Genomic DNA, 25,667 nt, shown 5'->3' with positions numbered 1-25,667 from the left:
GCATTACCCAATCTGAACGCTTTTTTCCTTGTTTTGCAGAGTCGCCAAAACGCTTAATGCCGCTAGATAACTCGTTTTCGGGTTATTTGGCATCGGATCATTTTCCACTTCCAGTTTCAGTTTCCCGAACGAACCTGACGCTTCTATCAGGTGATTGTTTTTTAACACTTTTGGATCGGCAATAATTTTTACTTTCGTCTTTTCTGATCCAAGACCAGCCATAGACAGCACAATCGCAACATTAATGTTTCTCGGAAACAGCTTGATCGCTTCTGCAGCAGTTCCTTCAAATAATACCGTTTCTTCTGTCACTGAAGACCCTGCCGGCAATGCGTTTGGCGGTTTTCTTGTGGTGATGCAAACAGATTCAAGGCCATTCACCGCTTTTGCCGATTTAAGTACATCTAGACCTCCAATCGCACCAGACGGAAGGAGAATATTCACGTTATTCAATTTACAAATCTGGTTTGATTGTTCTTCAAAGGCGGAATTCGCCATCACGCCAATGCTGCTTAGCAAGAGATCCTTCCCGCTTTTAAGCACTTTCAATGCATACTCTTCAGCTGCTTCTATCGTTGCAGCCTCTATGACTAAATCTACATCGGATTTAAGGAGTTCGTCGACATCACAATATGGCTGTGTCCTGAATTCTTCAGCTAATTGTGCCGCAACTTCTTCACGGCGGGCATAAATCGCAACGATTCTTCCACCTGGAAGAAGCCCGTCGTTATTAATGGCCTGAAGCAGAAATTTTCCGATATTACCGCACCCGATTAAACCTAACTTCATGTAGTTTCATCCTTCCTCAATCAGCAAACCCGTATGAGTCCGCAAAGAATTCCAACCCGCAATGTCTTGTTTCCCGCGAAACACCGCTTTCTTTTAAGCCAGGGAAGTCCAGGGCCAAGTCGCTGAAAACGGTATGATTATTATGGAATACCGCACCAGCTTCAAGGCGATCTGCCATTTCGACAGCGATATCTTCATTCTCGGTCCAAACAGATGCACGCAGCGCAAACTCACTATCATTCGCTAATTTTACAGCTTCATCGATATCATTGAAAGGTAAAATTGGAATGATCGGTCCGAATTGTTCCACTCGAACCAATTCGCTCTGCTGATCGACGCCAGTAATAATGGAAGGAAGCATATAATAACCTTTATCCCAAGTTTCCGGATTCAGCTGAATGCCGGTTGTGATTATATTTCCTCCTGACTTAGCAGTACGTTCGATCAAGCCATTCACAAAGTCATATTGTGCTTTATTATTCAATGGACCCATGGTTACATCAGGCTGAATTCCATCACCGATCACCATCCGGCTGAACTCTTTGGTCAGCTTCTCCACAACTTCATCATATCGTGATTCTTGGACGTACACTCTTTTTACAGCAGAACAAACCTGACCCGCTGCTCGTAAAATCCCCATTCTCAAACGTTTGATAGCCGCTTCGTCCATATTGGCATCTTCCAAGATGATGGCAGGATCATTGCCGCCAAGTTCCATATATACTTTTTGCAGATTTCCAGCTGATTTCTGCATGATATCTTTCCCGGTTTCCGTACTTCCGACAAACGCCAATGTCCTTACGCGTGAATCGGAACATAGTGTGTCGCCGATTGCTTTTCCTGATCCCGAGACTATATTGATGACTCCTGGAGGAAAATGTTCAGCAACTACTTTTAAACAGGTCATGATCGTTAAGGGACAATTCGTTGCAGGTTTTACGACAACGGCATTGCCTGCCAAAACAGCAGGTATGACCCTTTTAAATGTTAATATCATCGGAGAATTCCACGGTGTGATTATTGCCGTGACACCTCTTGCCCTTCTTCGGATTTGGACTTTTTGTTTTCCTGGAAGCACTTCAGGCTTCCACCAATCAAGTAACTCTGCAGCACAGCCCTTCATTACTTCAACACAGCGCAGTAAATCCTTTTTAGCTTCAACAAGTGTTTTGCCATTCTCACGTACAAACACGGTAACATTTTCCTCGATAACTTTTGATAGTTCTTCTGCCGCAGTGTTCATCCTGTTTGCCCGTTCCCCGATATCAGAGCGAGACCACGTTTCAAAAGCATTTTCTGCCGCTTCAATAGCGCCATTCACGATTTCTTCAGAGCATTTTGCCACCTGGCCAACTACTTCCGATGTATTTGCCGGATTTACTACATCGACTTTTTCCGGTAATTCTATCCATTCTCCATTAACTAGATATTTTCCTGAAACAAATGGGTATGTCGAAATCATTCTCAATCCTCCTTATAGTTTTTTTGGCTTGAATGCTTCCGCAGCTCCCGGTGGTCCGCCAAATGGTTTGGCCATTGGCCCCACAGCTTCCATATCAACGACGATCATTGAAGGTTTACGTCTTTCCTTAGCTTTTTTCAGTTCGGATATGAATTCATCTCCAGAACCAATACGCACTGCATCAAAATGCATGGATTCAGCCAGTTTTACAAAATCAGGGCTCAATAAGTCCACAGCTACCTGCCGACCATATGCGGCTGTTTGAATATTGCGAAGAACTCCATAGCCTGAGTCATCGAACAATACGATGATAACTGGTAAGTTTTCTTCGGCTGCCGTAACCATTTCCCCGACGTTCACCATAAACCCACCATCTCCAGCCATAAGAACGACGGTTTTATCTTGACATCCCATTTGGGCACCGATTGCTGTTGGAAGACCTTGACCAATTCCGCCGCCTGATGCATGAATCGATGTTCTCGGTTCATAGATTTCAAATAAACGGCTACCCCAAACATTTGCCTGTACGGTCACATCACGAACTAGAATGGTATCCTCTGGTAATACCTCCCTCATGCCATCTACAAATTGCTCATACGGTCCAAGCGTTTCCCTGAGTTGAGCGCGCACTTCATTTCTAAGTGAAAGAACTTCTTGTAAATAAGATGGCTCTGCATGAACTGAACGTTCTTCAAGCTTTTGAATGATGGCAGCAAGCATATCTTTTGCATCGCCAACCAAACCTAACGTGGCTTTATAGTTCCGGTTAATGGCCTGCCAATCCGCATCGATCGCTATATGTTCTTGGGGCACCGGCACTTTCCAGTTGGATGTTTCATTCCCCCTAAACCTTACACCTACGCTAATCAATAAATCTGCATTTCTTAAAAACTCTTTTGTAGTTTCATATGCCGCAAAATGTCCGATGCATTGTTCATGGTTTTCTGGAATCGAACCTTTTCCTGACTGACTGGTTATTACCGCTGCGCCAAGGATTTCCGCCAATTTTTGCAGCTCTTGCGAAGCATTGGCACTGATGACTCCACCACCGGCCCATATGACAGGTCGGCTTGCGCTTAAGATTTTTTGAACGGCTAGTTCAGGAATAATTGGCATTGAATTTGTTTCAGAGGGTGAAGTTCGTAGCCCTTCGAGTGAAAGATCCTCTATGATCACCGATTGATAGTCAATTGGAATTTCCAATGTAACCGGACCCGTTGGTGCAGCTAAAGCTTCTTGGATTGCCTTCCTTACTACTGCTGCGGTTTGGTCAGGGTTTCTAAGCCTCACTGCATTTTTACAAGCTCCGCTCATCATTGAAAGCTGGTCTTTACACTCATGTATGTATCCTTTGCCTGTACCAAGATAAGAAGAAGCCACCTCACCTGTTAGATGAAGAAGGGGAACACCTGCTGCCCAAGCTTCCACTAGTGAACCAGCTGCATTTCCTGCCCCTGTTCCAGTACTGGTAATCACTACACCCAATTTCCCGGTGGCGCGTGCATATCCATCAGCCATATTTACGGCACCGCTCTCACCGCGTGAACAAATGAGTTTGATGCTCCCTTCCCTAAGAATTGCATCATAGATGGGCATATTGTGAATGCTGACAATCCCGAAAGCAGCTTCCACACCTGCTTGAACAAGCTCCTTTACGATGGAATCGGCGGTCGTAAACTCTATTTCTTCTTGTATTTTCATCGCGTTATCCTACCTTTTTCAGTAATATATTTATATTGCCTTTCCGATCGCTCCTGCCGTCTCAATCGTCGAACCCGCTACATAACTTGCTTTGTCTGAAGCAAGGAAAACAATGACACTGGCCACTTCTTCCGCTTCCCCTACGCGGCCGAGAGGGATATTCCGTTTTTTCGCTAGGTCCCCGTAATACTCTTCAGGGTCCATATCAGGCGCATTTTTCAACCTTCTTCGCTCCCATTGATCGGTCCGGATCAATCCAAGACTCACTGAATTCACCAATATATTGTCAAAGGCCAATTCCTGGGACAAGGTTTTGCTTAAATTAAGGAGGCCAGCCCTTGCTGCTGCAGTCGCTACCATATGACGTTCAGGTTCTTTGGCAAGCGTTGCATTAATATTAATGATCCGCCCTCCTCCCCTTTTCACTAAATGAGGATGCGAAGCACGAACGGCATATATGATGGCAAAAAACTTCAACTGAATCTGTTCTTCCCACTGCTCATCCGTTATGTCAAAAAAGTGACCCATCACGCTTTGACCGGCTGCATTCACCAAAATATCGATTCCGCCAAACCTCTCAGCGGTACCATTAATGAAAGAATCCACATCCGATTTTGAGGTGACATCACATGTTGATGCAAAAATATCTTCCTTTTCACCAAATGAGAGCAATTGACTTTGTGCACTTTCCATACGCTCAGCACTTCTGCCGCAAATAGCCACTTTCGCTCCTTCAGCTAAAAACATTTCTGCTGTTTTTAATCCCACTCCCGACGTGCCGCCCATAATGACAGCCACTTTTCCTTGCAATCCTAAATCCACTCTCTTCACTCCTTTTCAAAGCCATTTTCCTCAAATGCTGTCCTTTAATCAACAAGAAGCTAACTACGCGAAAGAATCATGGGAGGAAATCAAACTCCTCCTCATTTTTTCGCCATGACAGAACCTTCTATATGAGAATCAACCCAGCCTGGATCGGGATCTCCTCCCATTGCTTTGCGCGCTTCAGGTTTCGGCGGCCCTGCAATCCCCCACTGATCCATTAAATGCGGTACCCGTTTCCATACACGTGCTCTCCACTCAGATTCATCTTCGATCGTTTCCAGATAACATGTATACTCCATTACAAAACCGCCTGGGTCTTGAAAATAACAGAAAATATTGTCCCCCGGCCCATGACGTCCAGGTCCCCAAAGTTCTGACAAGCCCGCTTTTCGGACATTGCTTATTCCTCGCATCAATTCATCCACGGAATCGACTTCGTATGCGATATGATTGACTGACGCATGCTCATCTTGATTGAAGGCGATGGAGTGATGCTTTCTGTTGCACCGGAGGAATGACATTTGATGCTCACTCCAATCAGTGACTTTAAAACCAAGAACATCCGTATAAAACTCAACGATCATATCTAAGTTCTTCGTGTTCATTACAACATGATTCAATTTCACTGGATCCACATTTTTCTTGCTCCAAATAGATGTTTGCACTTCCACCCAAGCCGAAAGTTCGATTACGCGGTTTTCCGGATCAATAAACCGCAGGCCATAACCGGCACCTGCTTCATCCAAATATCCAGGCGGTTCAATAATTCGAACGCCCTTCGATTGTAATATCCCTGCTGCACGGTCTACCGCATTTTTATCGACCATGCCAAAAGCTATATGGTGCAATCCTCGTTTTTCTCCCCTGTGAAGGCTAAGAATATGATGTTCCGGTCCAGCCCCCCGGAAATAAACCGTATTCTCCTCTTCCGGAACATCCACCCTATCCAGACCCCAAACCTTTTCATAAAACTCTGCTTGATCGTCGAAATTCGGAGTAATCATGCTTATATGCCGTAAATGAGTAATCCCAAGCATTTTTTTAACCTCCCATAATTTAGATTGCCCTTTTGATCATTCGCATTGGCCATATTTAACAATCTAATCGAAAAGGGCGCCTCATTAATTTTCATAATGCAGGTGCCCTTTCGGCTTAATGATCAATCTTTAATGATGGCTTCTCTTTCTTTAGAGCGTTGTTTACGCAGTTCTTCCAGTTCACTGCCTTCAGGATATGTCGGTAAGTTAGGCTTCACTGCCCCAAGCATCACTAGCATGCGCGCCTCTACATCCCCGTCATTCCTAATTCCCCGATAAACCCCTGGCGGGCTGCTTATGCAGTCTCTCGCACTTAATTTAATTTCATGCACTTCACTGTAGCTGTCCTCTTGAATTAATGCCGTGACTTCACCCTCAAGAATGAAAAACACTTCTTCAACATCGTCATGAAGGTGCAAAGGACCGATACATCCCGGAGGAAGCACCATCGTACTTAAAGTGAAATGTTCACCTGCAATTACATTCGTATCGTTATTGGCAGTGGCACCACGTCCGATATATCTCATCTGTGCGCGTCTATAAGCGGGATCAATTTCTTCTTGGAACTTCAAGACATTCCAATCAAGAGTACGGTCTTTCAATCGGGCAACATATTTTTTTTCAAAATCCTTCACTGAAAAAGTTTCTTTTGTCATTTTAAAATTCCTCCCTTATTTGTTGTTTCTAAACCGAATTATGTTTCATAAGCAAAACATTGTTTTGTCTATGAATTAAGTCTAAAATGAAAACGCTTCATTGTCAATGAGTTTTTAGAATATTTAAAACTATTTTTATAATCCGAACGTTCATGACTATGGGATAAACTTGTAACGATTTGCTTTTCTTAACACAAAAAAGAGTGGATTTCCCTATTGGGAGATCCACTCTTTCGAAAGAGACTATTCACTTATTAATCGATTTTAAATCGTTCAGACATCTTCGTGTTGATAAGGCTTAACCCCGCTGTATCCCATATAAACGGATAACTGACGAGAAACTTCCAACAGTTTCGGCAAGGCAATTTTATCGATGAAATCCTCTTGATAAGCAGACTCTGTTGCTACGACATTCAAGGCAGCCAATACTTTCCCGGTCCTATCAAAGATCGGGGCGGCAACCGAACGGATGCCAGGGTGGAATTCCCCGCTTGTCATCGAATAACCATTTTGCCGAATCGAATCCAGCTGTTTTTGAAATTCACCAGGCGCGGTGAGAGTTTTGTCTGTATAAGGAGTAAGGTTCGATATTTTGAACATTTGCATGAGCAATTCTTTCGGTTGATATGCCAAAAGTAATTTTCCATTGGCCAAAGCATGTGCCGGCAGCCGCAAGCCTATGTTCACATTGACAGCGGATACACCTCTGATCGGGGCACTTCCAACATAAACAACTTCCTGTCCATCCAAAATGGAAAGATGGCAGGAGGCTCCGATTTCATCACGCAAGGTCTCCATATAAGGTTGGACAATTTCCTGGAATTTCAAGCTATTCAAATAGCTGAACCCCAATTCAAGAACTTTAGGAGTTAAACTATAACGTTTGGTATGTTCATCCTGAGACAAGTAACCAATATTTTGTAATGTGAATAATAAACGATATGGTACTGTTCTGCTTACTCCCAGTTGTTTTGCTATTTCTGAAAGAGACAAGCTCGGCTGCACTTCATTAAAGAGCTTAATGATTTCCAAGCCCCTAACCAATGAATTAGCACTATATTTCTCTTTCTCTTTTTCTTCGCTTGCCATTCAAGTATTCCCCCCGTTGTGAATAAATCTCATTTTCCCTGACTATAACCCGTTCAGTAAAGCTTTCTTCATACCTAGAAAGAAGAACTTGCAACATATATATCCATTTTTTTCTGATCGTTCTTTTGGTGAATGTTCATGATGCATACTTCAATGGTTGCCTATTTTCTTTTGCTTCCTTAACTAGAAAGGTACTTTGGCGCCAGTAGCGCGCACCGGCCTTTACTTTGCAAGTTCTTCCAATCATATTTCGATGGATTGTAATCAATTCAGAAGTTTCCGTTTACTTTCTTTCATGCTAACAACAGCTGGTCTATGAGTCATATCAGATATACTCAATGCTTTCAGCGCTTCCGGAAAACGGCTAGTAAAAGCCGGGAACTTTTAACCTAGCTGGTGTCTTCGAGCAATTCATTTTCCCTATTCCTGTTAAAGAATCAGTACCGCAAATTGGCAACCATTACTACCTTACAATCCTTAACTCTTCATGTATAAATAGAATAGTGTTTATGTGTCAATTAAAGCATATTAACATATATAAAACTATTTGGAAGGCCTAGCATAATTGACGTTTCATTAGAAAAGCTCGTTGTTATATGACCAAATATAACCAATTACAGCAGTAAAAACAAATAAAGAATTTTCATACATCGATATTCTCTGTCAAATCGCGAAATTTTCCGTATTAAGCATTTCATATACAAAACAATATAAATGAATTATAGATTTTCCTGATTTTAAATTCAATATCAACAAGTCAGAATCTTTAATAATTTGTAAATAATTTGTTTTTTGGACACAAAGAATCAGTATTACTTCCATTTAAAGTCCTGGTTGATAGAGCTCCCATCTACTCAATAGGATGAAACTAAGTTCGATTTATAACCGTAAGCGCTTATAATCTAAAAATATAAAATAGTCAAAATATTAAATTGACAATCAAATTATTTTAATTTATCGTTAAGAAAGTAAAACTTTGTTTTCCTTACAAAACACATCTGTTTCTTTTATCTATCAAAATTTTAAAGAAAGGCGGGAAAAATGAAAACAAACTAGTACCTTTTTAAAGGGATAACTTTAAAACACTTATTCTCAAATGTAAGCGTTTTAAGGAATGTTAAAAAGCGATAGGGAGATGGTATTATGTTAAATGGGCAAAAAAGATGGTTGTATATTGCCGTACCAATTTTTTTCTTTTGGTTTTTCGGACAAATTGATAAGGTTGGCATTTCCATCATTCAAACAGATCCAGAATTCTTGCATGCACTCGGTATTACAGGTGCTGACAAAAATGCAAAGATCGGTCTTCTATCTTTTGTATTCACCATTGCTTATGGAGTTTCAAATCTTTTTTGGGGCTTCATCATTGATAAATTGGGTGCCCGAAAAACAGCCATCGCCGGTTTATTCGTTTGGACAATCACGATGATTATGTCAGGACTGGCAAATTCATATGAAATATTTTTAATTAGCAGGATCATTCTTGGTTTTGGTGAAGGGATGATGATTCCGGTTTCCGGAAAGCTCATTTCTAACTGGTTTAATAAACGCGAACTGGGGAGGGCCCAGGCATCTTGGCTTACCGGAAACTATTTAGGACCGGCAATGGGAGCCGTTGTTTTGGTGCTTGTGATATCTTTACTTCACTGGCAAGCAGCTTTCTTTATGCTTGCAGCTTTCAACTTATTTATAAATATCCCGATGTTCATCTTAATGACGAGGAATACACCAGAAGAACACCCCCGTATAAGTAAAGATGAATTGACATTCATTCGCCAAACGGATGATGAAATAAAAGAAACCGCCGCCCATTCAGAGAATAAGAAAAGTTTCGCCCAAGATTATCGTTTCTGGATCGTTTGGTTCGGTATGCTCGTATGCTCCTTCTTATTTTTCGGAATCAGCATTTGGCTTCCTACATATCTCATTGAAGCAAAAGGGTTTGAAAAGGAAGGAATGTCGAGCATTACTTCACTTTCCTGGCTATTCGCTTTAGGATTTGTCTTGGCATGCGGTTTTCTGGCTGACAAAACCAGACGTCCAAGTTTGATGGCCACGATTCTATTTTCATTGACGGCTGTCTTTTTGACTGTAGCAGTCTTCATCCCCAACCCTATTTTGGCCGGACTATGTATGGGACTGGCAATGGGATGTCAAGGCGGTGTGTTCCACCTAAGCAATATGCTCATGGTAAAATACTCAACACCTGAAACGGCAGGACGAGCCGCAGGTCTAATTGGATTCACGAATATCATGGGCGGCTTTTCGAGCTATATCATGGGATGGCTTCGTGACTTGTCTGGCGGGGACTTCAGTTCATCGATCGCCATGCTGATTTTTACAGCCCTCTTAGGTTTGGCAGCTTATTTATTCTCCATTAAAAGAGAATCCGCAGAACTGCGCTTATCACCTATACATGTACAAAAGATACAAGCATGAAGTCCTTGTAAAATCAGTTTTATATCTCCAACCCTTGAATTATCAGGGGTTTTTCTTGTGCCGACTTAAAAGTAAGTCGAAATAACATCGCTCTTTTTTGGATTTCCCGATAAAATTTCCCACCGGTTACTCCGAATCACTCCTTTATTTGTATAAATATGTCGATAGTTAAAATATTCAAAAAATGATATTTTTTTGAATGCCCATGTTATATTATTTATGGAAAAAAATACTTGTCAAGTAAGGTGAGTGTGTGAATATAGAAGTTTTAATTCTCCATTATATTCAGGAAAAACGTCAAAAACCTAACCATGCCAATGATTTATTGGACTATATTCAGAATGAATATGTAAACGGGAAGCTGTCAATCTTGCAATATAGAAGTCTCTGTCAGGACTTATATCTTCGAGGAGCCAAACAAACGTCTCCTGGATGAAGCTACACCCTTGTCACTAGACTAACTGCTTCCGATTGTGGATGAATTTTGTTTCTGTTTTATTCCGCAACGACCAATCCATAAAAATACAGCCGGTCATTTCTCCCCCCCCCCCCAGTATGTTCATAAATAAATAAAAGCCTCCGTGATCTGTCACCCCAAGACAGTTCACGGAGGTAAATGTTACTTAATCAGACATTGCAGAATTTCATTTTAATTAAATGAATATATCGAAAATTAAAACCAAACCGAATGCAACGAAGGAAAGTAACGTTTCCATCACTGTCCAAGTTTTGAAAGTTTCTTTAACGGTTAGTCCCATGTATTCTTTTACTAACCAGAAACCGGCGTCATTAACATGGGAGAACATGAGTGAGCCTGCTCCCGTGGCAATTACGAGCAATTCTAGATTTACACCCGTCATATTGGCAACGACCGGTGAAACGATCCCTGCTGCCGTGGTCAAAGCGACGGTTGCAGAACCTGTGGCAATCCGAATCAATCCGGCCACAAGGAATGCAAGAACGATCGGTGATAAAGAAATTTCTTCAGACATGGAAGCGATTGCAGTCCCTACACCACTATCAATTAAAATTTGCTTGAACCCTCCGCCAGCACCGATAATTAGAATTATGGATGCTAATGGCAATAAGCATTCTTCCGTCAACTTTTTAATTAGTGATTTGTCCATTCCCTGTCTGTAGCCCAAGAAATAGTAAGCTGCAAAACAGGAGATTAATAGGGCGATCACTGGACTTCCGATAAACAATAAGAATTTTTCAATCGAACCCGGTAGCGGCAGATAAGGCGCAACTACCGTTAAAACCATCAACAATACTGGCAAAAGGATGATGAAGAACGATACTCCAGTTCCGGGTAATCCACTTGACTTTGTTTCGACACGGATCAATTCCGGTTCTCCAACAGGAATAACCCGTTTATGAATCCATTTTGCGAATAGCGGTCCCGCAATTACAGCTGTCGGGAATGCGATGATCAATGAGTACAGAAGTACCTGCCCCATGTTAGCATTATAAATTCCAATAGCTGTCATGGCTCCAGGATGCGGAGGCACCAGCCCATGTACGATCGATAAACCAGCAAGTACTGGAATGCCAATTAACAAGATGTTCACTTTGGTTGATTTACGAATGGAAATGACCAAAGGAAGCAATATTACTAAACCAACCTCGAAAAATACCGGAATGCCGATGATGAAACCAGATAAAAGCATGGCCCATGGCAGGTTTTTCACACCGAATTTATTAATGAAAAAGTCAGCAACCTGCATTCCAGCTCCAGAGTCGGACATCATCTTTCCTAGGATGGTCCCTAAAGCCAATATTCCAATAAGGTGCCCAAGGACCGCTCCGACACCCGTTTCATAAGCTCCAACGATCTTGTCCATTGGCAGACCGGAAAAAATCGCTAAAAATAAACTGGCAACAGTCAGGCTGATGAACGCATGCCATTTCCACAATGATACCCCCAAAATGACGATTACGATTGCTATCAGCGTGATTCCTAATAAATATAGTTCCATATATTCTCCCCATTCCCAAGAAATCGCTTACATTCATACCAATACAATAAATGGGATTATTGTACCGGCTCGTTATATGTCACAATGTAGTTCTGTTTAGCCGTGTTGTAATACCCTTCACTGTATTCCGTAACATTTCCGTCCCCATCACTGGAAATCCTAATCCTCTTTAGTACTGGACTATTGTTTTCGATTTTCAGTGTTTCGCAAATGTGATCCGGAGCGATAGCAACAGCAAACTCATCTCTGAATGTTTCAAGTTTGACGTTTTGCTCTTCCAAAAAGCGGTACAAAGAACTGATTTGGACCTCTTTTATCTCTTCTTGGTTTAAATCAAGTGAAATATAATGTGTAAAGTAAATATAAGGTTCATTGTCCAATAAATATATCCGTTCGATACTTATGCAACGGGCACCAAATAAAGAATGCAGCTTAGAGTCTGAAGAAAGGTCAATCTGACTTATGTTTAACACCTTTTTTAAAATGGAGTGCCCTTCCTCCACCAACAGCTCTGTGAAACGTTTCCCTTTGGAAAGTTTGACAATCGAACCATTAGCTATGACTCTAGTGCCTTTGCCGCTTTTCTTTTCAACATACCCCTCTTGCACGAGTTCTTTGATTGCATTACGGACAGTAACCTTACTTACGTTAAATTCTTCTTCCAAAAGAGGCTCGGAGGGAATGTTTGTGTCGATGGCATAAACCCCATGTAAAATACGATCCTTTAATATTTCTTTTATCTGTAAATACATCGGTCCATTTTTCCTGTTCACATTCATTCCTAATCTCCTGCCTTATCTTTTAATATCTTCCATTTTACCTTCCATTGCCGAGAGTATCTCCTTTTCGGTTGCCAAAGGAGTATCTCCAACGACAGTACATGCCAGCATTCCTGATACAGCAGCAAATCGTACTGTCTTTTCAGGGGAATATCCTAGCAATTCGCCATGTAAGATTCCGCTGGTGTAAGCATCGCCTGAACCTATTCTATCATATACGGAAAATGATAGGATATCGGAAAAGTAAAATGTTTCTTCTTTGTATATATACCCCCTCAACGTATGGCTATTATCACTGTTGATCGAACGGTGTGTCCCCGCAATCGATTGAATTTTGAATCGCTTGGCCACTTCAGGGATCAACTCAACAAGCTGTTCTTCCCTTGTGGAACCTTCTGACTTCATTCCTAAAATATAAAGGGCGTCTTTTTCATTCATCATGACGATATCAGCCAAAGAAAGCATTTCCTCATAATGAGGCTTTGCGTCAGCGTAACCACCCTCCCATAAGGAAGGTCGGTAATTGCAGTCGAAACAGACTGTACCGCCCTTTTCTTTGACTTTTCTAGCCAGCACCTTCATGCTTTCCCGTACATTTTCCGCCATTGCAAGCGTGATTCCGCAAAAATGGATGATATCCGTCTTTTCCGAAATCATATCCATATCATAATCGGATAAGGTGGCAGTATTAAAACTGCTTTCCAGTCGATTGGAATATGTGACACGGCTCGCCCGCTGTCCAAATCCATTTTCCAAAAAGTACATCCCCATGTATTTGCCGCCTCTAGAGATGTAGTTCCTGCCGATACCTAAGCGCTGCAAAGCTGAAATTGCTGAATCACCAAGGGGGTTATCCGGTAACATTGTCACAAGATACCCATCATGTCCAAGTTTTGTCATCGCAGAAGCTACATTTACTCCCGTGCCTGAAAAGGAGTATTGCAGCGTGTTAGCCTGTGATAGCAACTCATACCCAGGTACCTGCAAACGCATCATTACTTCCCCGAATGCCACAATCCTTTTAGGCATATTTTCCAACCAATTTTTTCGTCATGGCCAATAATTTCCGTACATCCTCCCCATTCGTTTTACCAGTCGCTTCATCAATGATGGAAGAATATACGTGGGGAATGACTTTAGGCACTTTTGCTTTTAATGCAATTTCTAATATGGTCTCGAAATTATTTAAGTCGATTCCACCTGTTGGTTCCAAAGCAAATCCCTCTTCACCACAAGCTTTTGCTACAGCACGATATTCATCTTCATGCTTCAGCCCTTTCATAGGGAAATATTTCAAAGCATTTCCTCCCATATCGCGAACGAGCGCAATGGCAGCTTTGATTGGCACAATGGCAGTTTCACTTGCGCCTGCACTTACTGGACCAGTGGAGATATTCACATAACCGACTTTCCCAGTTGGAGAAACAAGTGAATTTATCCAGCTATCCTTCTCGCCTAAATTGGCCCTCGTAGCACCAACAGCCGGAAAAACCTGGTTAATATGACTGCCTGGATAGTATTTTGCTATTTCTGCGACAACTGCAGCCTGTCTATTATCGCCTGCGCCCAATCCAATTGAAACGGCTTCATCAATGGCTTCCCCGTATTCTTTCATTGCTGTGACACCTGCTTCGACAGTTGGATAATCCTTGGAGAGTACACCAACCAATACATGTCCTTCAGCTGCTTCAAAGACTTCCACTGCATTTTCCACACTATTTGCAAGTACATTTAAGGCTACACGATCATTCAATAACCGTTTGTTTATGTTTGTCATCCTTGTTTTCCTCCTAATATGGTTCTTAATCGTGATTCAATAACATTTATATCATCACCTTGCAATGGACGCGGATCTATATCGAAAAAGCCTTGCCGTATCCCATAATCCCGTGTATAAATGGCGATATCCCCATTTTTGAGCTGCTCGTTCACTTCTTTCGCCGTCGTTTCCGTTATCAAAGGATTTATGGAAATACGTGCTCTATATATGGCACGTCCGGCTTCATCCTGAACTATCGTTACTTTTACGCCATCAATCGAGTCAAGTGATGTGAGAACTTGTAAACTAGCTTTTTCTTTTTCGCTATTATCCGTCTTGACAAAATACTCATCCAATGCCTGAAGCAGACCAAAGGTCGTTTCCTTTCCAACCTTCATGCTCCTTCCTATACAGTGCAATTGAACCTTTACCCATTCGATATATTTTTTTCTGCCAGCAACGATACCGGATGTGGGTCCTTCAATGGCTTTTGAACCACTATAAATCGCCAGGTCGGAGAATTGTACATATTTTTCCAAATCCTCTTCCGCAGCTGCATCGACAATCAGAGGGATATTATTCGTTTTGGCCACTTCCCATGCCTCTTCGACCGATATCATATTTTTCTGGACAGCATGATGCGATTTCACATATAAAATAGCGGAAGTATTTTCATTTATGGCCTCCGCAATATGTTCTGCTTTCCCTTCATTTGCATATCCAACTTCAACCAATTTTCCGCCGCCAAGATAAATCATGGTTTCAACCGGTGCACCATACTGAACGTTATGGCCTTTCAGCATGATGATTTCATTCTTTTGAATACGATCTTGATGAAGCCTTTCGCTTTTCCTTCTGTTTCCTTCAGTAACGATTGCCGCTACTGAAAGCGCAATTCCGCTTGATGCTGAGTTTACGACCACCGCTGCTTCAGAATGAAGCAAATTCGCTATATGCTGGCCTGACTTATCGACTAAATCAGAAATTTCAACATAATTTTGCCCACCTTTTTTCATCGCGTCCATCACTGTGTCAGTTGGGGCAGAGACTCCCAATATGCTCATTCTTCCGCTTGCATTGATGACTCTTTTCAAACCGTATTTAGCATTCAATGAATTCTCCATTTATAACCACTCCTTTTACAACAACTCTTTTTTCTGCCATCCTTTTTTCGCCTTCGGAATCCAATAAAAGGGTCGGCTCATTCTCGATCGAGAATAAAGTCAGGTTCGCAATATCCCCAGCTGAAACCCTTCCAAGCTCTGGTTTATTCAACCAGGCTGCTGCATTGACCGTAACCGCATCTATTACTTCTTTTAATGGATAACCGAGGTACAAAAATTTTGTAAGGACATTTGCCATATTAAAAACTGGCCCATTCTCTCTATTTTTCCGATATATATCCGTACTGATCGTATTGAAGCCGATTCCCCGCTTTTTAGCCATTTCTGCAGTTTTAAAAGAAAAGCTCGCCGTTCCATGACCTACATCCAAATGTACACCACGTTCAATCGCCTTAATCAACTCAGGCAGCGGCTCTTCTCTTTCATCAAATAAATTATTCGCTTTACCATTTAGAAAATGAGTAATAATGTCCTTTTCCTCAAGTAATTGAAGGACTTCCTTAATATCAGGCGGCCCTGAACCGATATGAACCATTAATGGTAAACCCGTTTCAGCCGAGAACTTCCTAGCGATTTTTAATGGCTCGACACCATTTGGACCAACTACACTTTTACTTATTCTCGCTTTAAGTCCAACAACAAAATCCCCGTACTTGGAAATTGCCTTCATTAATTCCCCTTCGTCCAGCCATGAAATATCCGATAACTCATCAACCCTTTTCAATCCAATCCGCGAAATATTCAGAAAGGCGAAAACATTCGTTTTGGAATTTTCACAACTTCTAACCAGATCGGTTATCCTATCTGCCCCCGTACTTCCCGCATCTATGACCGTTGTTACACCAGTTTTATATCCAATCTCATCAACCTCATCACCATAAGGATCGAATTCCGGGAAAGCATGTACATGCATATCAATCCAACCGCTCGAAACAAAAACCTTTTGATCATAATCTATTATCTTATCTCCTGTTGCAGTTCCGGGTCGTGCAATTTCCTTAATCATCCCATTTTCCAGGATGATATCCGCTGCTTTTCCCTCTACCATTTTTACATTCTTCAGAACTAACGTATCTGTCATTTCCCTCATCCTTTTCGGTACATCCTATCGATTGAAAGTACTTTGTATACGGTTACACTGAATTGTATAAGAATTCATTAATTTCTCTTTACAAAAATAGATTATCATATTTTGTCGAACTAATCAATATAACGTTATAATGTTTAATTTAAATTTACAGAATTTTTATAAGATCAAGGCTATTTTTTCTTTGTGCTTCTTAGTTTCTTCATATAATATAATCTCATTAGGTTTTTTTAAATTTTTCATGCTACCCATGAAAAAAAGGTGGGAAGAAAAACAATTTGTTTTTCTTCCCGCCTTTTTTTACGAATTCACAAAATCCATTGATGAAAGTTTCTACTCTAATTATCCCGGAAATAATGCTTTTATTAAAAAACTTACTCTAAATCAGAATAAAGACTAATGGGTTTAAAGGGTTTGAACGGTTCCTCCAAGACACTCGCTATAGAACCCCTTTTGTCTTCAAACAGAAGAATTAGATCCTTTTTTTCTTTTTATTCAACCATATAATTAATCCAATTATCGCTATAAATAAAATGAATAGGTCTATGTTGTACATAGAAAATAAATTTCGACCAGCTATTATTACTGAGGACATCCTGATTATAAAACCTAGACATATAGAAATAAGTACAATTATTACTGTTTTAAAACTTTTTTCCTTAGTTTCCATATTTATCTCGACCCCCTTCATATAGTTATATAGTATGATATCATACCAAATTTTCAAAAAAATATAAGGGAGTGTATTAAAAATGAAGAAAAAGTCCTTATTTTCAATACTAATAATCAGTTTATTAGTATTTTCACATGTCCCCAATACATTGGCCGAAGAGAAAAATGAAACAATACCTTCATCAACAGTCAACCCCATTGTGGAAGTCAAATTAATTAGTGATGATGTTATACAAATACAATCAACAGCAAGCATCATTGAAATGAGCAAACCTATTGCTCATCAGGCTAAACTAACAAATACCCAATTAGGAAAGATGGTAAAGGCTCATCAAAAGGGAACAACATGGTTAAGCATCGTAAGTACTCTTGTGTTTGCGGGTGGCCCAACCGCACCAGCAGGAGTAGCTACTGCACTGGAATCAGCACTTGCTGGCAGTCCTAATAGTTTAATAGCAGCATATTATTCCGGAAAACACGCTTATCATGTATCTGTCTATGCTAGTGGTAAAAAACCAAGTTTATCTAAAATAACGTATATATATTACACTAAGTCAAATCTTTCATTAAGAAGCCCTCGTTAATTAATCCTTCCTGCTCCTAATATTACAGTGGAAATGTTGCTTTCCATAATATAAAAACCAAGAATGCTTATTTAAAAGCATTCTTGGTCTTGTTAATTGCCATACTTCATTTGATTTTCCTTTTTACGACATTCACTTAATATATATCCCGTTCCTATGAAAGCCGTTAATTTACCTTTTTCGATCCTTTCCAATGGATTTCCCTCAATCGGTATTTTTGTAGCTTACCTGTTGCCGTTTTCGGTAAAGACTCTACGAATTCAACTTTTGTCGGTGCTTTAAAGTGAGCCATTTTTGAGCGGCAAAAGGTAATGATCTCATTTTCCGTCACTTTTGCATTTGGCTGCAGCACAATGATTGCCTTAGGCGTTTCTCCCCATTTATCGTCTGGAATGGCAATGACCGCAGCCTCCAAAACATCTGGATGTTTATACAATACCCCTTCTACCTCTGTTGAAGAAATATTTTCCCCGCCGGAAATGATTAAATCCTTAGCCCTGTCTTGTATCTCAATATACCCATCAGGATAGGTAAATGCCAGATCCCCGGTATGAAACCAGCCATCCCTAATTGCTTCAGCCGTCTTTTCCGGATCCTTATAATATCCTTCCATTACAACATTGCCGCGAGTAATAATTTCCCCCAGTTCCTTTCCGTCCCAAGCGACTTCTTTCCCTTCTTTATTGACTACCATCGTTTCCCCATTGAAAACCAATTCAATCCCTTGTCTTGCCTTTATTATTGCTTGTTCGTCCGCCGATTTAGCTTCAAACTCATCCTTCCACTCGTTATATAGGATGAATGGGGAAGTTTCTGTTAATCCATATACGTGGATCATGTTCAAACCAAGGATATCTTGTGCCTTTTGTATAAGCGCTGCTGCTGGAGGAGCACCTGCCGTTGCCATCCTTGGATGCACTTTGATATTTGTTTCTTTTGCTTTAGGGTCATTTACCAGCATATTTACGACAGTAGGCGCTCCACATAACAATGTAATATTATGCCGGGCGAATAATTTGAGGATAAGAGGGGGATCGACTTTCCTTAAACAAACATGAGTCCCGCCAGTAGCCGTTACCGACCATACCCCTCCCCAGCCATTAGCGTGAAACATTGGCAATGTATGTAAGTATACATCGTCATGCTTCACCCCTAGGTGATAAATGAAATTAGCGGCGTTCATGTAATTCCCGCGATGAGTTAACATGACCCCTTTTGGTTTTGAAGTCGTTCCACTCGTGTAATTTATAGTCAAAAGTTGATTTTCTTCGATTTTAACCTCCGGCAGTCCATCATCATTTGCATGCAAAATGAAATTCTCATAATCTATTCCAGGTAAAGTGGTTTCATATCCTTCAAAAGGCACGATGATGATCTTTTCCAAGGAAAGTTTAGTGATGATCTTTTCGACCGGAGCGGTGAATTCTTCATCGATTATCAACATTTTTGAATCGCTATGCTTGATGATATATTCCAAATCCTCTGCAGCAAGCCTATAATTCAAAGGAACCATTACCGCTCCCATTTGACAAATGCCATAAAAACATTCCAACATATAATGCGTATTTGGCAACATAACTGCAATATGGTCACCTTTTTCAATTCCCGAAGAATACAAAGCTCTGGAAAGTTGATCTGTTCGCTGCCCGAATTCCTTATATGTAAACTTTTTCTCTTCATCGATGACTGCCACTTTATGAGGATAATATTTTACTGCCCTGCGCTTCCAATCAATTGGAGTTAATGGGGAAAACATTTTTACCATCTCCTTCTTTCCGGATTCACTGTATACAGCACCCTGCTTGGTTCGTCATGATGGATCCTGAGAAAAAAACTTCGTATCCTTTAAATACATATTCATTTTCCAGCCGTCATATCTTCTTTAATGGATTTCCATTTAAAGATTTTTGAATGACCTATCCGCTTTGAAATGAAAAATCCAAATATTTTTTAATTATTCTGATAATTAGTCTCCTAAAAACAGTGAAATTCACTGCTTTAAGAATATAGTGCTTCTTCTTTCTATTATAATGGAAACTATACACGTCAGGAAAATTATATTTTATTATCTATGCATGCCGACAGATGTTCGGTAAGTTTCCCAACGATTTGTTTGAGTCGTTCCGTTTCCTCTTCATTCAGGACGCTATAAAAATCACGAAAGGTTTTGGTAAAACACTTATTGATGGAATGATAGGTACTCCTTCCACTTTCGGTGGATTGGATAAAAACGACCCGCCGATCATCCTCACTGTGTACCCTCTCAATCAACTTCTTCCGTTCAAGCCGATCAATTAGTGCAGTTCCTGCTGCAGGTTTAATCTTCAAATGATTCGAAACATCTTTAACCGCTATGGATTCATTCAAGACTATTAATTGCAATGCGCGATACTGCACAGTAGTTAAATCATATTTAACCAGTAACGGTTCCACCAATTCCTGTGATAGGCTGCTTAATTCCCTGATCTCTAGATGTAAATTATACAATTCACTTGAATGCATGTTTGACAATCCTTTCTTATTGACACTATCTATCTAAAACTATAACATAATTAACGTATCAAAAAATTAACCATGCGAATTAAATTGGTTATTGATTTTTAAAGAGAGAGAGAGGCTGTCCATGTCAGCAGAACAACGCAAAAAGATCATTATCCTCATGATCAATATGTTTATAGCAATAGGAAGTTTCGGGATCATCATCCCCATTTTACCAGCATACCTGGCCTCCATTAATCAAGGCGGAACCGCCGCTGGCCTAATGATTGCCATTTTCGCAGGTGCACAACTTATCTTTTCGCCAATTGCCGGAAAATGGACTGACCAATTCGGGCGCAGAAAAATGATTATTTATGGATTGGTCGGTTTGACATTATCCATGTTCATTTTTTATGCAGTCAATTCCATTTGGTTATTATATGCTTCACGGATCATTGGCGGAATCGGAGCAGCTTTGCTTATACCCGCAATTTTTGCTTATGTTGCCGATATCACCACATTTGATCAACGCGCTAAAGGCAATAGTTTAGTATCTGCCGCCATGTCCCTGGGAATTGTAGTCGGTCCAGGAATTGGAGGTTTTTTAGCTGACTTTGGCTTGAAGTTTCCCTTTTTGATTTCTGCGCTTGTATCCCTATCAGCAGTCGTATTTTCAATTTTTGTTTTAAAAGAAAGCGAAACGGCACAGGTTACTCAATCCATGGATGCAAAAACTGAAACGATGCTTCGGAAGATCACTTTATCCGTGAAAAAGCCTTATTTCATCCCACTCATCATTACGCTTGTAATGAGCTTTGGCTTAATGGCGTATGAATCTGTAATTGGTCTTTATCTTGATAATCAATTCAATTCGACTCCTAAGGACATCGCCGTCATGGTTACAGCCACCGGTATCGTCAGTGTAATAGTTCAATTGTTTGTCGTCGATCGGATCGTACAGCGTTTCGGGGAAGTGAATGTGCTGAATATCTTTATCAGTGTTGCAGCCATCGGTTTCCTCCTATCACTTTTTGCATCAAATTACCTGATTTTCTTTTTGATTTCACTTATCATCTTCCTTTCCACTTCCATCTTACGTCCAGTTCTTAACACACTGATTTCCAAGATGGCAGGGAATGAGCAAGGTTTTGCAATGGGTATGAATAATGCGTATATGAGCATCGGAAATGTGCTTGGACCAACACTTGCGGGAATGATGTATGATGTCCACATTACCTATCCGTTCATGTTGGGTCTTATCCTCTTATTCATTACTTTAATGATTACTATGGCTTGGCAAAAGCGATCACTTCATGCAAAGGCCTTATCTTAGAGCTTAATTGGCATTTCAAAATTTATTCCTTAACGAACCCCCCCGAGTAGCATCCGCTATCCGGGGGTTTTCATTATGATTTTTTTATCCATTCTTCTTTTAATTGAAATCCTCCAAAACAGTTTAATAACGAGTAACACTTCAATCTCTTGAGAACTAAGCTCCAATTTCACACGGTAACTTCTCATATTTTTGCGTAACACTCGAATTCACGAGTATTTGCTTCAAACTCACGAGTAAATGCGTCAATTTCACGATTATTTGCTCCAAATTCACGAGTAAATGGCTCTAATTCACGAGTAAACAGCTTACAACTCATGCGCATCCTCTACAATTTACAAGTATTTGCTCCATTCTTTCCTTAAGTTGAAGCTTTTATCTCACCAAAATAAAAAGCGACCTTATTTTTGGAATAAGGCCGCTTATCATTCAGTTTTCTCATTTCATATTGTTATAAAGGGAAATTAATTTCATTTAATATAAATGGCTTTCTTTCCGTTACTGCTTTCAAAAGCCGCATCAATGATTTTAATGACCGCCAACCCCTCTTGGGCAGTGACTGGAGCTTTTTTCCCGCTCAATATACTATCGGCAACTGCCTGGTAATACGTTAAATAAGAACCATGCAGTGTTTCAATGGTTTCATGTATCTCATTTTCTCCTTCAACCGTAACCAGCTTACCATAGAATTCGGGATCATCTGCACCCCAAGAGTCATCGACTGGTTTTTTCCCCTCACTTAAGTCAGCCTCTTGGCAATCAAGACCGTATTTGATAAATGATCCTTTACTTCCATGCACCTGATACCGCGGTCCATTATACGGAACGATTGAGCCTGAATGCAAGATAACCCTCAGCTTTTCATATCCTAATATCACATGGAAATAATCATCCGTTTCTGCATTTTCTTTTTGGGAAAATACATCTGCCGAAACGAATTGCGGCAATCCAAACAAATGAAGTGCTTGATCGATGAGATGTGATCCTAGATCATAAAGCATGCCTGATCCCGGGCCCGGTTTTTCCCTCCATCTATCCCTGACCACAGGCCGGTATCTATCGTAATGGACTTGGTATGTATTGATTTCCCCAAGCACTCCATCATCCATAAGTTTTTTCACAGTCAAAAAGTCATTATCCCATCTCCGGTTATGATAGACACTTAAAACAAGATTCTTTTCCTCGGCAATCTTGATGAGCTCCTCCGCCTCCCAAGCTTCCACAACCATCGGCTTTTCGAGAATGACATGCTTCCCGGCTAACAAGCTTTGCTTGGCCATTTCATAATGCAAACCACTCGGTGTCGTAATAACAGCCAAATCAATGGACGGGTCTTCAAGAATTTCCTCTAAGCTGCCTACCACTTCCACATCTTTCAAATCTTTTTGGACTTTTTCCTTATTGGAGCTCACAACTTTCACTATTTGAAACTGCTCTAAAACACTTAGTAATGGCGCGTGGAAAGTAGCTCCTGACAATCCGTACCCAACTATGCCCACTTTAATTTTTCTCATTTTCAATCCCACTCGCTTTCTTGTTCCTCTTAAACAAACATTTTATTATATTTCATTGTCCGGGTATGTATCTCTCAAAAACTTGACAGATTGATTAATCAATTCTTTCAATACATTAATATTGATATCTGCCACTTTTTTGATGTACACACACGCTTTTCCGGAAGTGTGTTTTCCAAATACCTGTAACAATTCTTCTCTTTTTTTGTCCCCTGGAGCAAAGTATAAACTGATTTTTGCTTTTCGAGGTGAAAAGCCTACCAGTGGGGCATCGCCTTCGTGACCGGATTCATATTTATAATGATAGGTTCCGAACCCAATTATGCTAGGTCCCCACATCTTTGCCTCATAACCTGTCGTTTCGGTAAAAACATTCAACAATTCGTAGGCATCTTCACGTTTTTTCGAATTATCGACGTTTTCGATGAACTCAATGACACTACTGTCCGTCTCATTGGTTTTTTGTTTATACATGACCGGAACCTCCCTTATATTAAAAGGCAGAAAAAATTCATAAGATATCGCTTGCTCAGTATCTTAATACCCTATACAATCGTGTTTTTAGGTTGTTATGTATGTATATAGCCTTCATCACCGATGTATCAATGATTGGCGGACGAGCTCCTTTACTATTTCTCTATGCTTCATGGCAAATCCTTCATTCAATACCCTAATATATTATAGAACATTGATTCGTTTTATTCTATTTTAAGAGCAAGTTTATTAAGTAAATCTTTCGCGCTTTAAAAATCAGTACTTTACCATAATAATCTCTACGATCAGAAATTATTATTCTGATCGTAGATTTTTTTTAAAAAGGCAAACTGCAGTTTTACCAGATCTATTGCCGCCTGATCTTTTCTATTTCATCAGCTATGAATTGCACCTGTGTCCCTACGATGACTTGAATGCTTTTGGGACCCACAATATTGATTCCGGCAACCCCTGCTGATTTGATTTTATTCTGATCGACAGCTCCCATATTTTCCACTTCCACCCTTAATCGGGTAACACAATTATCTACAGATGTTACGTTAGCGTCTCCGCCTAATCCCTCATATATAGCGGAAGCCATTCCAAAGAATTTACTCTCATTATTCCCGCCTTGACCGCTGTCTGCTTCCACAATCGCTCCTCCGCCATCAAGCTCATCTTCTGTATCCTCTTCTCTGCCGGGAGTCATTAAATTGAACCTAGTTATCAAGAATCGGAATAAGAAATAGTAGATGACTGCAAAAGCCAGTCCTTGAAGAAGCAGCATATAAGGTTCATTTGCCATTGGCAATCTTGAGCTTAAAACAAAGTCAATGAATCCTGCACTAAAACCGAACCCTGCTGTCCATTGGAAAGTCGCAGCAATAGCCAACGATATTCCTGTTAATAAGGCATGCACAACGAATAGGGCTGGTGCAACAAACATGAAAGCAAATTCCAAAGGTTCAGTAACGCCTGTGAAAAATGAAGCGAAGCCGGCTGCGAGCATTAATGAGGCCACTTGTTTTTTCTTCCGTGATTTTGCCGAATGGTACATGGCAAGAGCCGCTGCCGGTAAACCGAACATCATGACGGGAAAGAAGCCGGCTTGATACATGCCTGTGGTTCCTTTTATTCCCGTTCCAGCCCAGAATTTACCGATATCGTTAAGACCGATTACATCGAACCAGAATACGGAGTTTAACGCATGATGTAAACCAGTTGGTATCAAAAGCCGATTGAAGAACCCATAGAGTCCTGCTCCAGCGGCACCTAATTCACTTATTCCTTCCCCAAATATAACTAACCAGGAGTAGATGAGTGGCCATACGAAGAATAATATTAGGGAAACCAGTAACATGGCAACCGCAGTAAGGATCGGAACAAGGCGTTTACCGCTAAAGAAAGCGAATGCATCCGGCAGTTCTACCTTACTGAACCGATTAAACATAGCTGCCGCTATAAGACCCGAGAGGATTCCGACAAATGCATTTTCTATTTTCAGAAACGCTGGATTTACATCTTTTACATCGATTCCTTGCAGCATCGCCACCGAGTCCGTGGAAAGCAATGTCGTTACGACTAGATAGGCTACCAGCCCGCTCAAAGCGGCAGCTCCATCTTTTCCTTTCGACATCCCCAACGCCACTCCAACGGCAAACAAGATAGCCATATTGTCAATGATTGAAGAACCTGCTTTGATTAAGAAAGCTGCTAATGGACTTCCCGCTCCCCATCCTGCTGGATCTATCCAGTAACCGATCCCCATTAAAATGGCGGCTGCCGGCAATACGGCTACTGGCAGCATCAAGGAACGCCCTATTTTTTGAAGATATTTTTTCATTCCGCTTTCCTCCTGACAATTACTGATTTAGGGCAAACCCCAT

23 protein-coding genes are annotated in these 25,667 nt (G+C 40.8%); 4 read left to right on the top strand and 19 right to left on the bottom strand.

Features of this window, described 5'->3' with window-relative positions; genetic code table 11:
• Nucleotides 1–3: 3 nt before the first annotated feature.
• The 7 genes from nadX to AC2YHV_RS02910 all read right to left on the bottom strand — a co-directional run bounded on the left by nadX (nucleotide 4) and on the right by AC2YHV_RS02910 (nucleotide 7,559).
• Entirely contained in the window at nucleotides 4–789 is a 786-nt protein-coding gene (gene nadX, locus AC2YHV_RS02940; RefSeq protein WP_487372538.1) for an aspartate dehydrogenase, read from the bottom strand.
• A gap of 16 nt (nucleotides 790–805) precedes the next feature.
• Complete coding sequence (locus AC2YHV_RS02935) at nucleotides 806–2,251, bottom strand: aldehyde dehydrogenase family protein (protein ID WP_034312301.1); 1,446 nt, start codon at nucleotides 2,249–2,251, stop codon at nucleotides 806–808.
• Nucleotides 2,252–2,263: 12 nt separating this feature from the next.
• The gene (locus AC2YHV_RS02930; RefSeq protein ID WP_487372537.1) at nucleotides 2,264–3,952 is read right to left on the bottom strand and encodes a thiamine pyrophosphate-binding protein; all 1,689 of its coding nucleotides are present in this window, start codon (nucleotides 3,950–3,952) and stop codon (nucleotides 2,264–2,266) included.
• 30 nt (nucleotides 3,953–3,982) lie between these two features.
• The gene (locus AC2YHV_RS02925; RefSeq protein ID WP_055348419.1) at nucleotides 3,983–4,774 is read right to left on the bottom strand and encodes an SDR family oxidoreductase; all 792 of its coding nucleotides are present in this window, start codon (nucleotides 4,772–4,774) and stop codon (nucleotides 3,983–3,985) included.
• A gap of 101 nt (nucleotides 4,775–4,875) precedes the next feature.
• Complete coding sequence (locus AC2YHV_RS02920) at nucleotides 4,876–5,814, bottom strand: VOC family protein (RefSeq protein ID WP_048678838.1); 939 nt, start codon at nucleotides 5,812–5,814, stop codon at nucleotides 4,876–4,878.
• A gap of 122 nt (nucleotides 5,815–5,936) precedes the next feature.
• Complete coding sequence (locus AC2YHV_RS02915) at nucleotides 5,937–6,470, bottom strand: cupin domain-containing protein (protein ID WP_034312308.1); 534 nt, start codon at nucleotides 6,468–6,470, stop codon at nucleotides 5,937–5,939.
• Nucleotides 6,471–6,743: 273 nt separating this feature from the next.
• The gene (locus AC2YHV_RS02910) at nucleotides 6,744–7,559 is read right to left on the bottom strand and encodes an IclR family transcriptional regulator (RefSeq protein WP_048678846.1); all 816 of its coding nucleotides are present in this window, start codon (nucleotides 7,557–7,559) and stop codon (nucleotides 6,744–6,746) included.
• A gap of 1,143 nt (nucleotides 7,560–8,702) precedes the next feature.
• On the opposite strand from AC2YHV_RS02910, the gene AC2YHV_RS02905 reads away from it, so the two are divergent.
• Entirely contained in the window at nucleotides 8,703–9,998 is a 1,296-nt protein-coding gene (locus AC2YHV_RS02905) for an MFS transporter (protein ID WP_487372536.1), read from the top strand.
• A gap of 253 nt (nucleotides 9,999–10,251) precedes the next feature.
• Complete coding sequence (gene yppF / locus AC2YHV_RS02900; protein ID WP_055348417.1) at nucleotides 10,252–10,434, top strand: YppF family protein; 183 nt, start codon at nucleotides 10,252–10,254, stop codon at nucleotides 10,432–10,434.
• Nucleotides 10,435–10,651: 217 nt separating this feature from the next.
• Here the strand turns inward: yppF and AC2YHV_RS02895 are convergent, their stop codons facing one another.
• Genes AC2YHV_RS02895 through AC2YHV_RS02870 form a run of 6 tightly spaced genes read right to left on the bottom strand, consistent with a single transcriptional unit; the run spans nucleotide 10,652 to nucleotide 16,720 of the window.
• A complete protein-coding gene (locus AC2YHV_RS02895) occupies nucleotides 10,652–11,977 on the bottom strand; it encodes a GntT/GntP/DsdX family permease (protein WP_034312312.1) in 1,326 nt (441 codons plus the stop codon).
• Nucleotides 11,978–12,033: 56 nt separating this feature from the next.
• Nucleotides 12,034–12,756 (bottom strand): GntR family transcriptional regulator, encoded by a 723-nt coding sequence (locus AC2YHV_RS02890; RefSeq protein ID WP_191930205.1) that lies wholly within the window; start codon nucleotides 12,754–12,756, stop codon nucleotides 12,034–12,036.
• 15 nt (nucleotides 12,757–12,771) lie between these two features.
• Entirely contained in the window at nucleotides 12,772–13,785 is a 1,014-nt protein-coding gene (locus AC2YHV_RS02885; protein WP_363928677.1) for a sugar kinase, read from the bottom strand.
• Entirely contained in the window at nucleotides 13,778–14,533 is a 756-nt protein-coding gene (gene dagF, locus AC2YHV_RS02880) for a 2-dehydro-3-deoxy-phosphogluconate aldolase (protein ID WP_487372535.1), read from the bottom strand. The genes AC2YHV_RS02885 and dagF overlap by 8 nt, the downstream gene beginning before the upstream one ends.
• Complete coding sequence (locus AC2YHV_RS02875) at nucleotides 14,530–15,639, bottom strand: DgaE family pyridoxal phosphate-dependent ammonia lyase (protein WP_057277778.1); 1,110 nt, start codon at nucleotides 15,637–15,639, stop codon at nucleotides 14,530–14,532. The genes dagF and AC2YHV_RS02875 overlap by 4 nt, the downstream gene beginning before the upstream one ends.
• Nucleotides 15,617–16,720: an amidohydrolase/deacetylase family metallohydrolase gene (locus AC2YHV_RS02870; RefSeq protein WP_328129889.1), complete on the bottom strand. Its 1,104-nt coding sequence runs from the start codon at nucleotides 16,718–16,720 to the stop codon at nucleotides 15,617–15,619. The genes AC2YHV_RS02875 and AC2YHV_RS02870 overlap by 23 nt, the downstream gene beginning before the upstream one ends.
• A gap of 758 nt (nucleotides 16,721–17,478) precedes the next feature.
• On the opposite strand from AC2YHV_RS02870, the gene AC2YHV_RS02865 reads away from it, so the two are divergent.
• A complete protein-coding gene (locus AC2YHV_RS02865; RefSeq protein WP_487372534.1) occupies nucleotides 17,479–17,982 on the top strand; it encodes a hypothetical protein in 504 nt (167 codons plus the stop codon).
• A gap of 166 nt (nucleotides 17,983–18,148) precedes the next feature.
• Here AC2YHV_RS02865 and AC2YHV_RS02860 read toward each other — a convergent pair whose 3' ends face one another.
• Complete coding sequence (locus AC2YHV_RS02860; protein WP_487372533.1) at nucleotides 18,149–19,738, bottom strand: long-chain-fatty-acid--CoA ligase; 1,590 nt, start codon at nucleotides 19,736–19,738, stop codon at nucleotides 18,149–18,151.
• A gap of 299 nt (nucleotides 19,739–20,037) precedes the next feature.
• The gene (locus AC2YHV_RS02855) at nucleotides 20,038–20,484 is read right to left on the bottom strand and encodes a MarR family winged helix-turn-helix transcriptional regulator (RefSeq protein ID WP_057277783.1); all 447 of its coding nucleotides are present in this window, start codon (nucleotides 20,482–20,484) and stop codon (nucleotides 20,038–20,040) included.
• Nucleotides 20,485–20,605: 121 nt separating this feature from the next.
• Between AC2YHV_RS02855 and AC2YHV_RS02850 the strand changes: the two genes are divergently transcribed.
• Nucleotides 20,606–21,793, top strand: a complete 1,188-nt coding sequence (locus tag AC2YHV_RS02850) for an MFS transporter (protein ID WP_057277784.1) — start codon at nucleotides 20,606–20,608, stop codon at nucleotides 21,791–21,793.
• A 184-nt stretch (nucleotides 21,794–21,977) separates the two neighbouring features.
• Here AC2YHV_RS02850 and AC2YHV_RS02845 read toward each other — a convergent pair whose 3' ends face one another.
• The 4 genes from AC2YHV_RS02845 to nagE form a co-directional block, all read right to left on the bottom strand.
• Entirely contained in the window at nucleotides 21,978–22,112 is a 135-nt protein-coding gene (locus AC2YHV_RS02845; protein WP_487372532.1) for a hypothetical protein, read from the bottom strand.
• A gap of 151 nt (nucleotides 22,113–22,263) precedes the next feature.
• Nucleotides 22,264–23,307 carry an oxidoreductase gene (locus AC2YHV_RS02840; RefSeq protein ID WP_063577755.1) on the bottom strand — a complete coding sequence of 348 codons (1,044 nt, stop codon included), beginning with the start codon at nucleotides 23,305–23,307 and terminating at the stop codon, nucleotides 22,264–22,266.
• A 45-nt stretch (nucleotides 23,308–23,352) separates the two neighbouring features.
• On the bottom strand, nucleotides 23,353–23,781 hold the full coding sequence (locus tag AC2YHV_RS02835; protein WP_487372531.1) for a DUF1801 domain-containing protein: 429 nt from the start codon (nucleotides 23,779–23,781) through the stop codon (nucleotides 23,353–23,355).
• Between the two features lie 367 nt (nucleotides 23,782–24,148).
• Nucleotides 24,149–25,624 carry an N-acetylglucosamine-specific PTS transporter subunit IIBC gene (gene nagE, locus AC2YHV_RS02830; RefSeq protein WP_487372530.1) on the bottom strand — a complete coding sequence of 492 codons (1,476 nt, stop codon included), beginning with the start codon at nucleotides 25,622–25,624 and terminating at the stop codon, nucleotides 24,149–24,151.
• Nucleotides 25,625–25,667 lie beyond the last annotated feature (43 nt).

This window comes from Peribacillus sp. SRI_006, assembly GCF_057586375.1.
The sequence above is the reverse complement of the archived record's forward strand: the minus strand, read 5'-3'. Positions and strand labels throughout refer to the sequence as shown.

What these genes read in the sequence shown, in the direction of transcription:
- AC2YHV_RS02850 (WP_057277784.1), top strand. Translation starts at nt 20,606, where the DNA reads ATGTCAGCAGAACAACGCAAAAAGATCATTATCCTCATGATCAATATG.
- AC2YHV_RS02910 (WP_048678846.1), bottom strand. Translation starts at nt 7,559, where the DNA reads ATGGCAAGCGAAGAAAAAGAGAAAGAGAAATATAGTGCTAATTCATTG.
- nadX (WP_487372538.1), bottom strand. Translation starts at nt 789, where the DNA reads ATGAAGTTAGGTTTAATCGGGTGCGGTAATATCGGAAAATTTCTGCTT.
- AC2YHV_RS02860 (WP_487372533.1), bottom strand. Translation starts at nt 19,738, where the DNA reads ATGTTTTCCCCATTAACTCCAATTGATTGGAAGCGCAGGGCAGTAAAA.
- AC2YHV_RS02855 (WP_057277783.1), bottom strand. Translation starts at nt 20,484, where the DNA reads ATGCATTCAAGTGAATTGTATAATTTACATCTAGAGATCAGGGAATTA.
- AC2YHV_RS02870 (WP_328129889.1), bottom strand. Translation starts at nt 16,720, where the DNA reads ATGACAGATACGTTAGTTCTGAAGAATGTAAAAATGGTAGAGGGAAAA.
- AC2YHV_RS02920 (WP_048678838.1), bottom strand. Translation starts at nt 5,814, where the DNA reads ATGCTTGGGATTACTCATTTACGGCATATAAGCATGATTACTCCGAAT.
- AC2YHV_RS02915 (WP_034312308.1), bottom strand. Translation starts at nt 6,470, where the DNA reads ATGACAAAAGAAACTTTTTCAGTGAAGGATTTTGAAAAAAAATATGTT.
- AC2YHV_RS02890 (WP_191930205.1), bottom strand. Translation starts at nt 12,756, where the DNA reads ATGAATGTGAACAGGAAAAATGGACCGATGTATTTACAGATAAAAGAA.
- AC2YHV_RS02840 (WP_063577755.1), bottom strand. Translation starts at nt 23,307, where the DNA reads ATGAGAAAAATTAAAGTGGGCATAGTTGGGTACGGATTGTCAGGAGCT.
- AC2YHV_RS02865 (WP_487372534.1), top strand. Translation starts at nt 17,479, where the DNA reads ATGAAGAAAAAGTCCTTATTTTCAATACTAATAATCAGTTTATTAGTA.
- AC2YHV_RS02895 (WP_034312312.1), bottom strand. Translation starts at nt 11,977, where the DNA reads ATGGAACTATATTTATTAGGAATCACGCTGATAGCAATCGTAATCGTC.
- AC2YHV_RS02845 (WP_487372532.1), bottom strand. Translation starts at nt 22,112, where the DNA reads ATGAGTTGTAAGCTGTTTACTCGTGAATTAGAGCCATTTACTCGTGAA.
- AC2YHV_RS02935 (WP_034312301.1), bottom strand. Translation starts at nt 2,251, where the DNA reads ATGATTTCGACATACCCATTTGTTTCAGGAAAATATCTAGTTAATGGA.
- AC2YHV_RS02875 (WP_057277778.1), bottom strand. Translation starts at nt 15,639, where the DNA reads ATGGAGAATTCATTGAATGCTAAATACGGTTTGAAAAGAGTCATCAAT.
- AC2YHV_RS02905 (WP_487372536.1), top strand. Translation starts at nt 8,703, where the DNA reads ATGTTAAATGGGCAAAAAAGATGGTTGTATATTGCCGTACCAATTTTT.
- AC2YHV_RS02930 (WP_487372537.1), bottom strand. Translation starts at nt 3,952, where the DNA reads ATGAAAATACAAGAAGAAATAGAGTTTACGACCGCCGATTCCATCGTA.
- nagE (WP_487372530.1), bottom strand. Translation starts at nt 25,624, where the DNA reads ATGAAAAAATATCTTCAAAAAATAGGGCGTTCCTTGATGCTGCCAGTA.
- AC2YHV_RS02835 (WP_487372531.1), bottom strand. Translation starts at nt 23,781, where the DNA reads ATGTATAAACAAAAAACCAATGAGACGGACAGTAGTGTCATTGAGTTC.
- AC2YHV_RS02885 (WP_363928677.1), bottom strand. Translation starts at nt 13,785, where the DNA reads ATGCCTAAAAGGATTGTGGCATTCGGGGAAGTAATGATGCGTTTGCAG.
- dagF (WP_487372535.1), bottom strand. Translation starts at nt 14,533, where the DNA reads ATGACAAACATAAACAAACGGTTATTGAATGATCGTGTAGCCTTAAAT.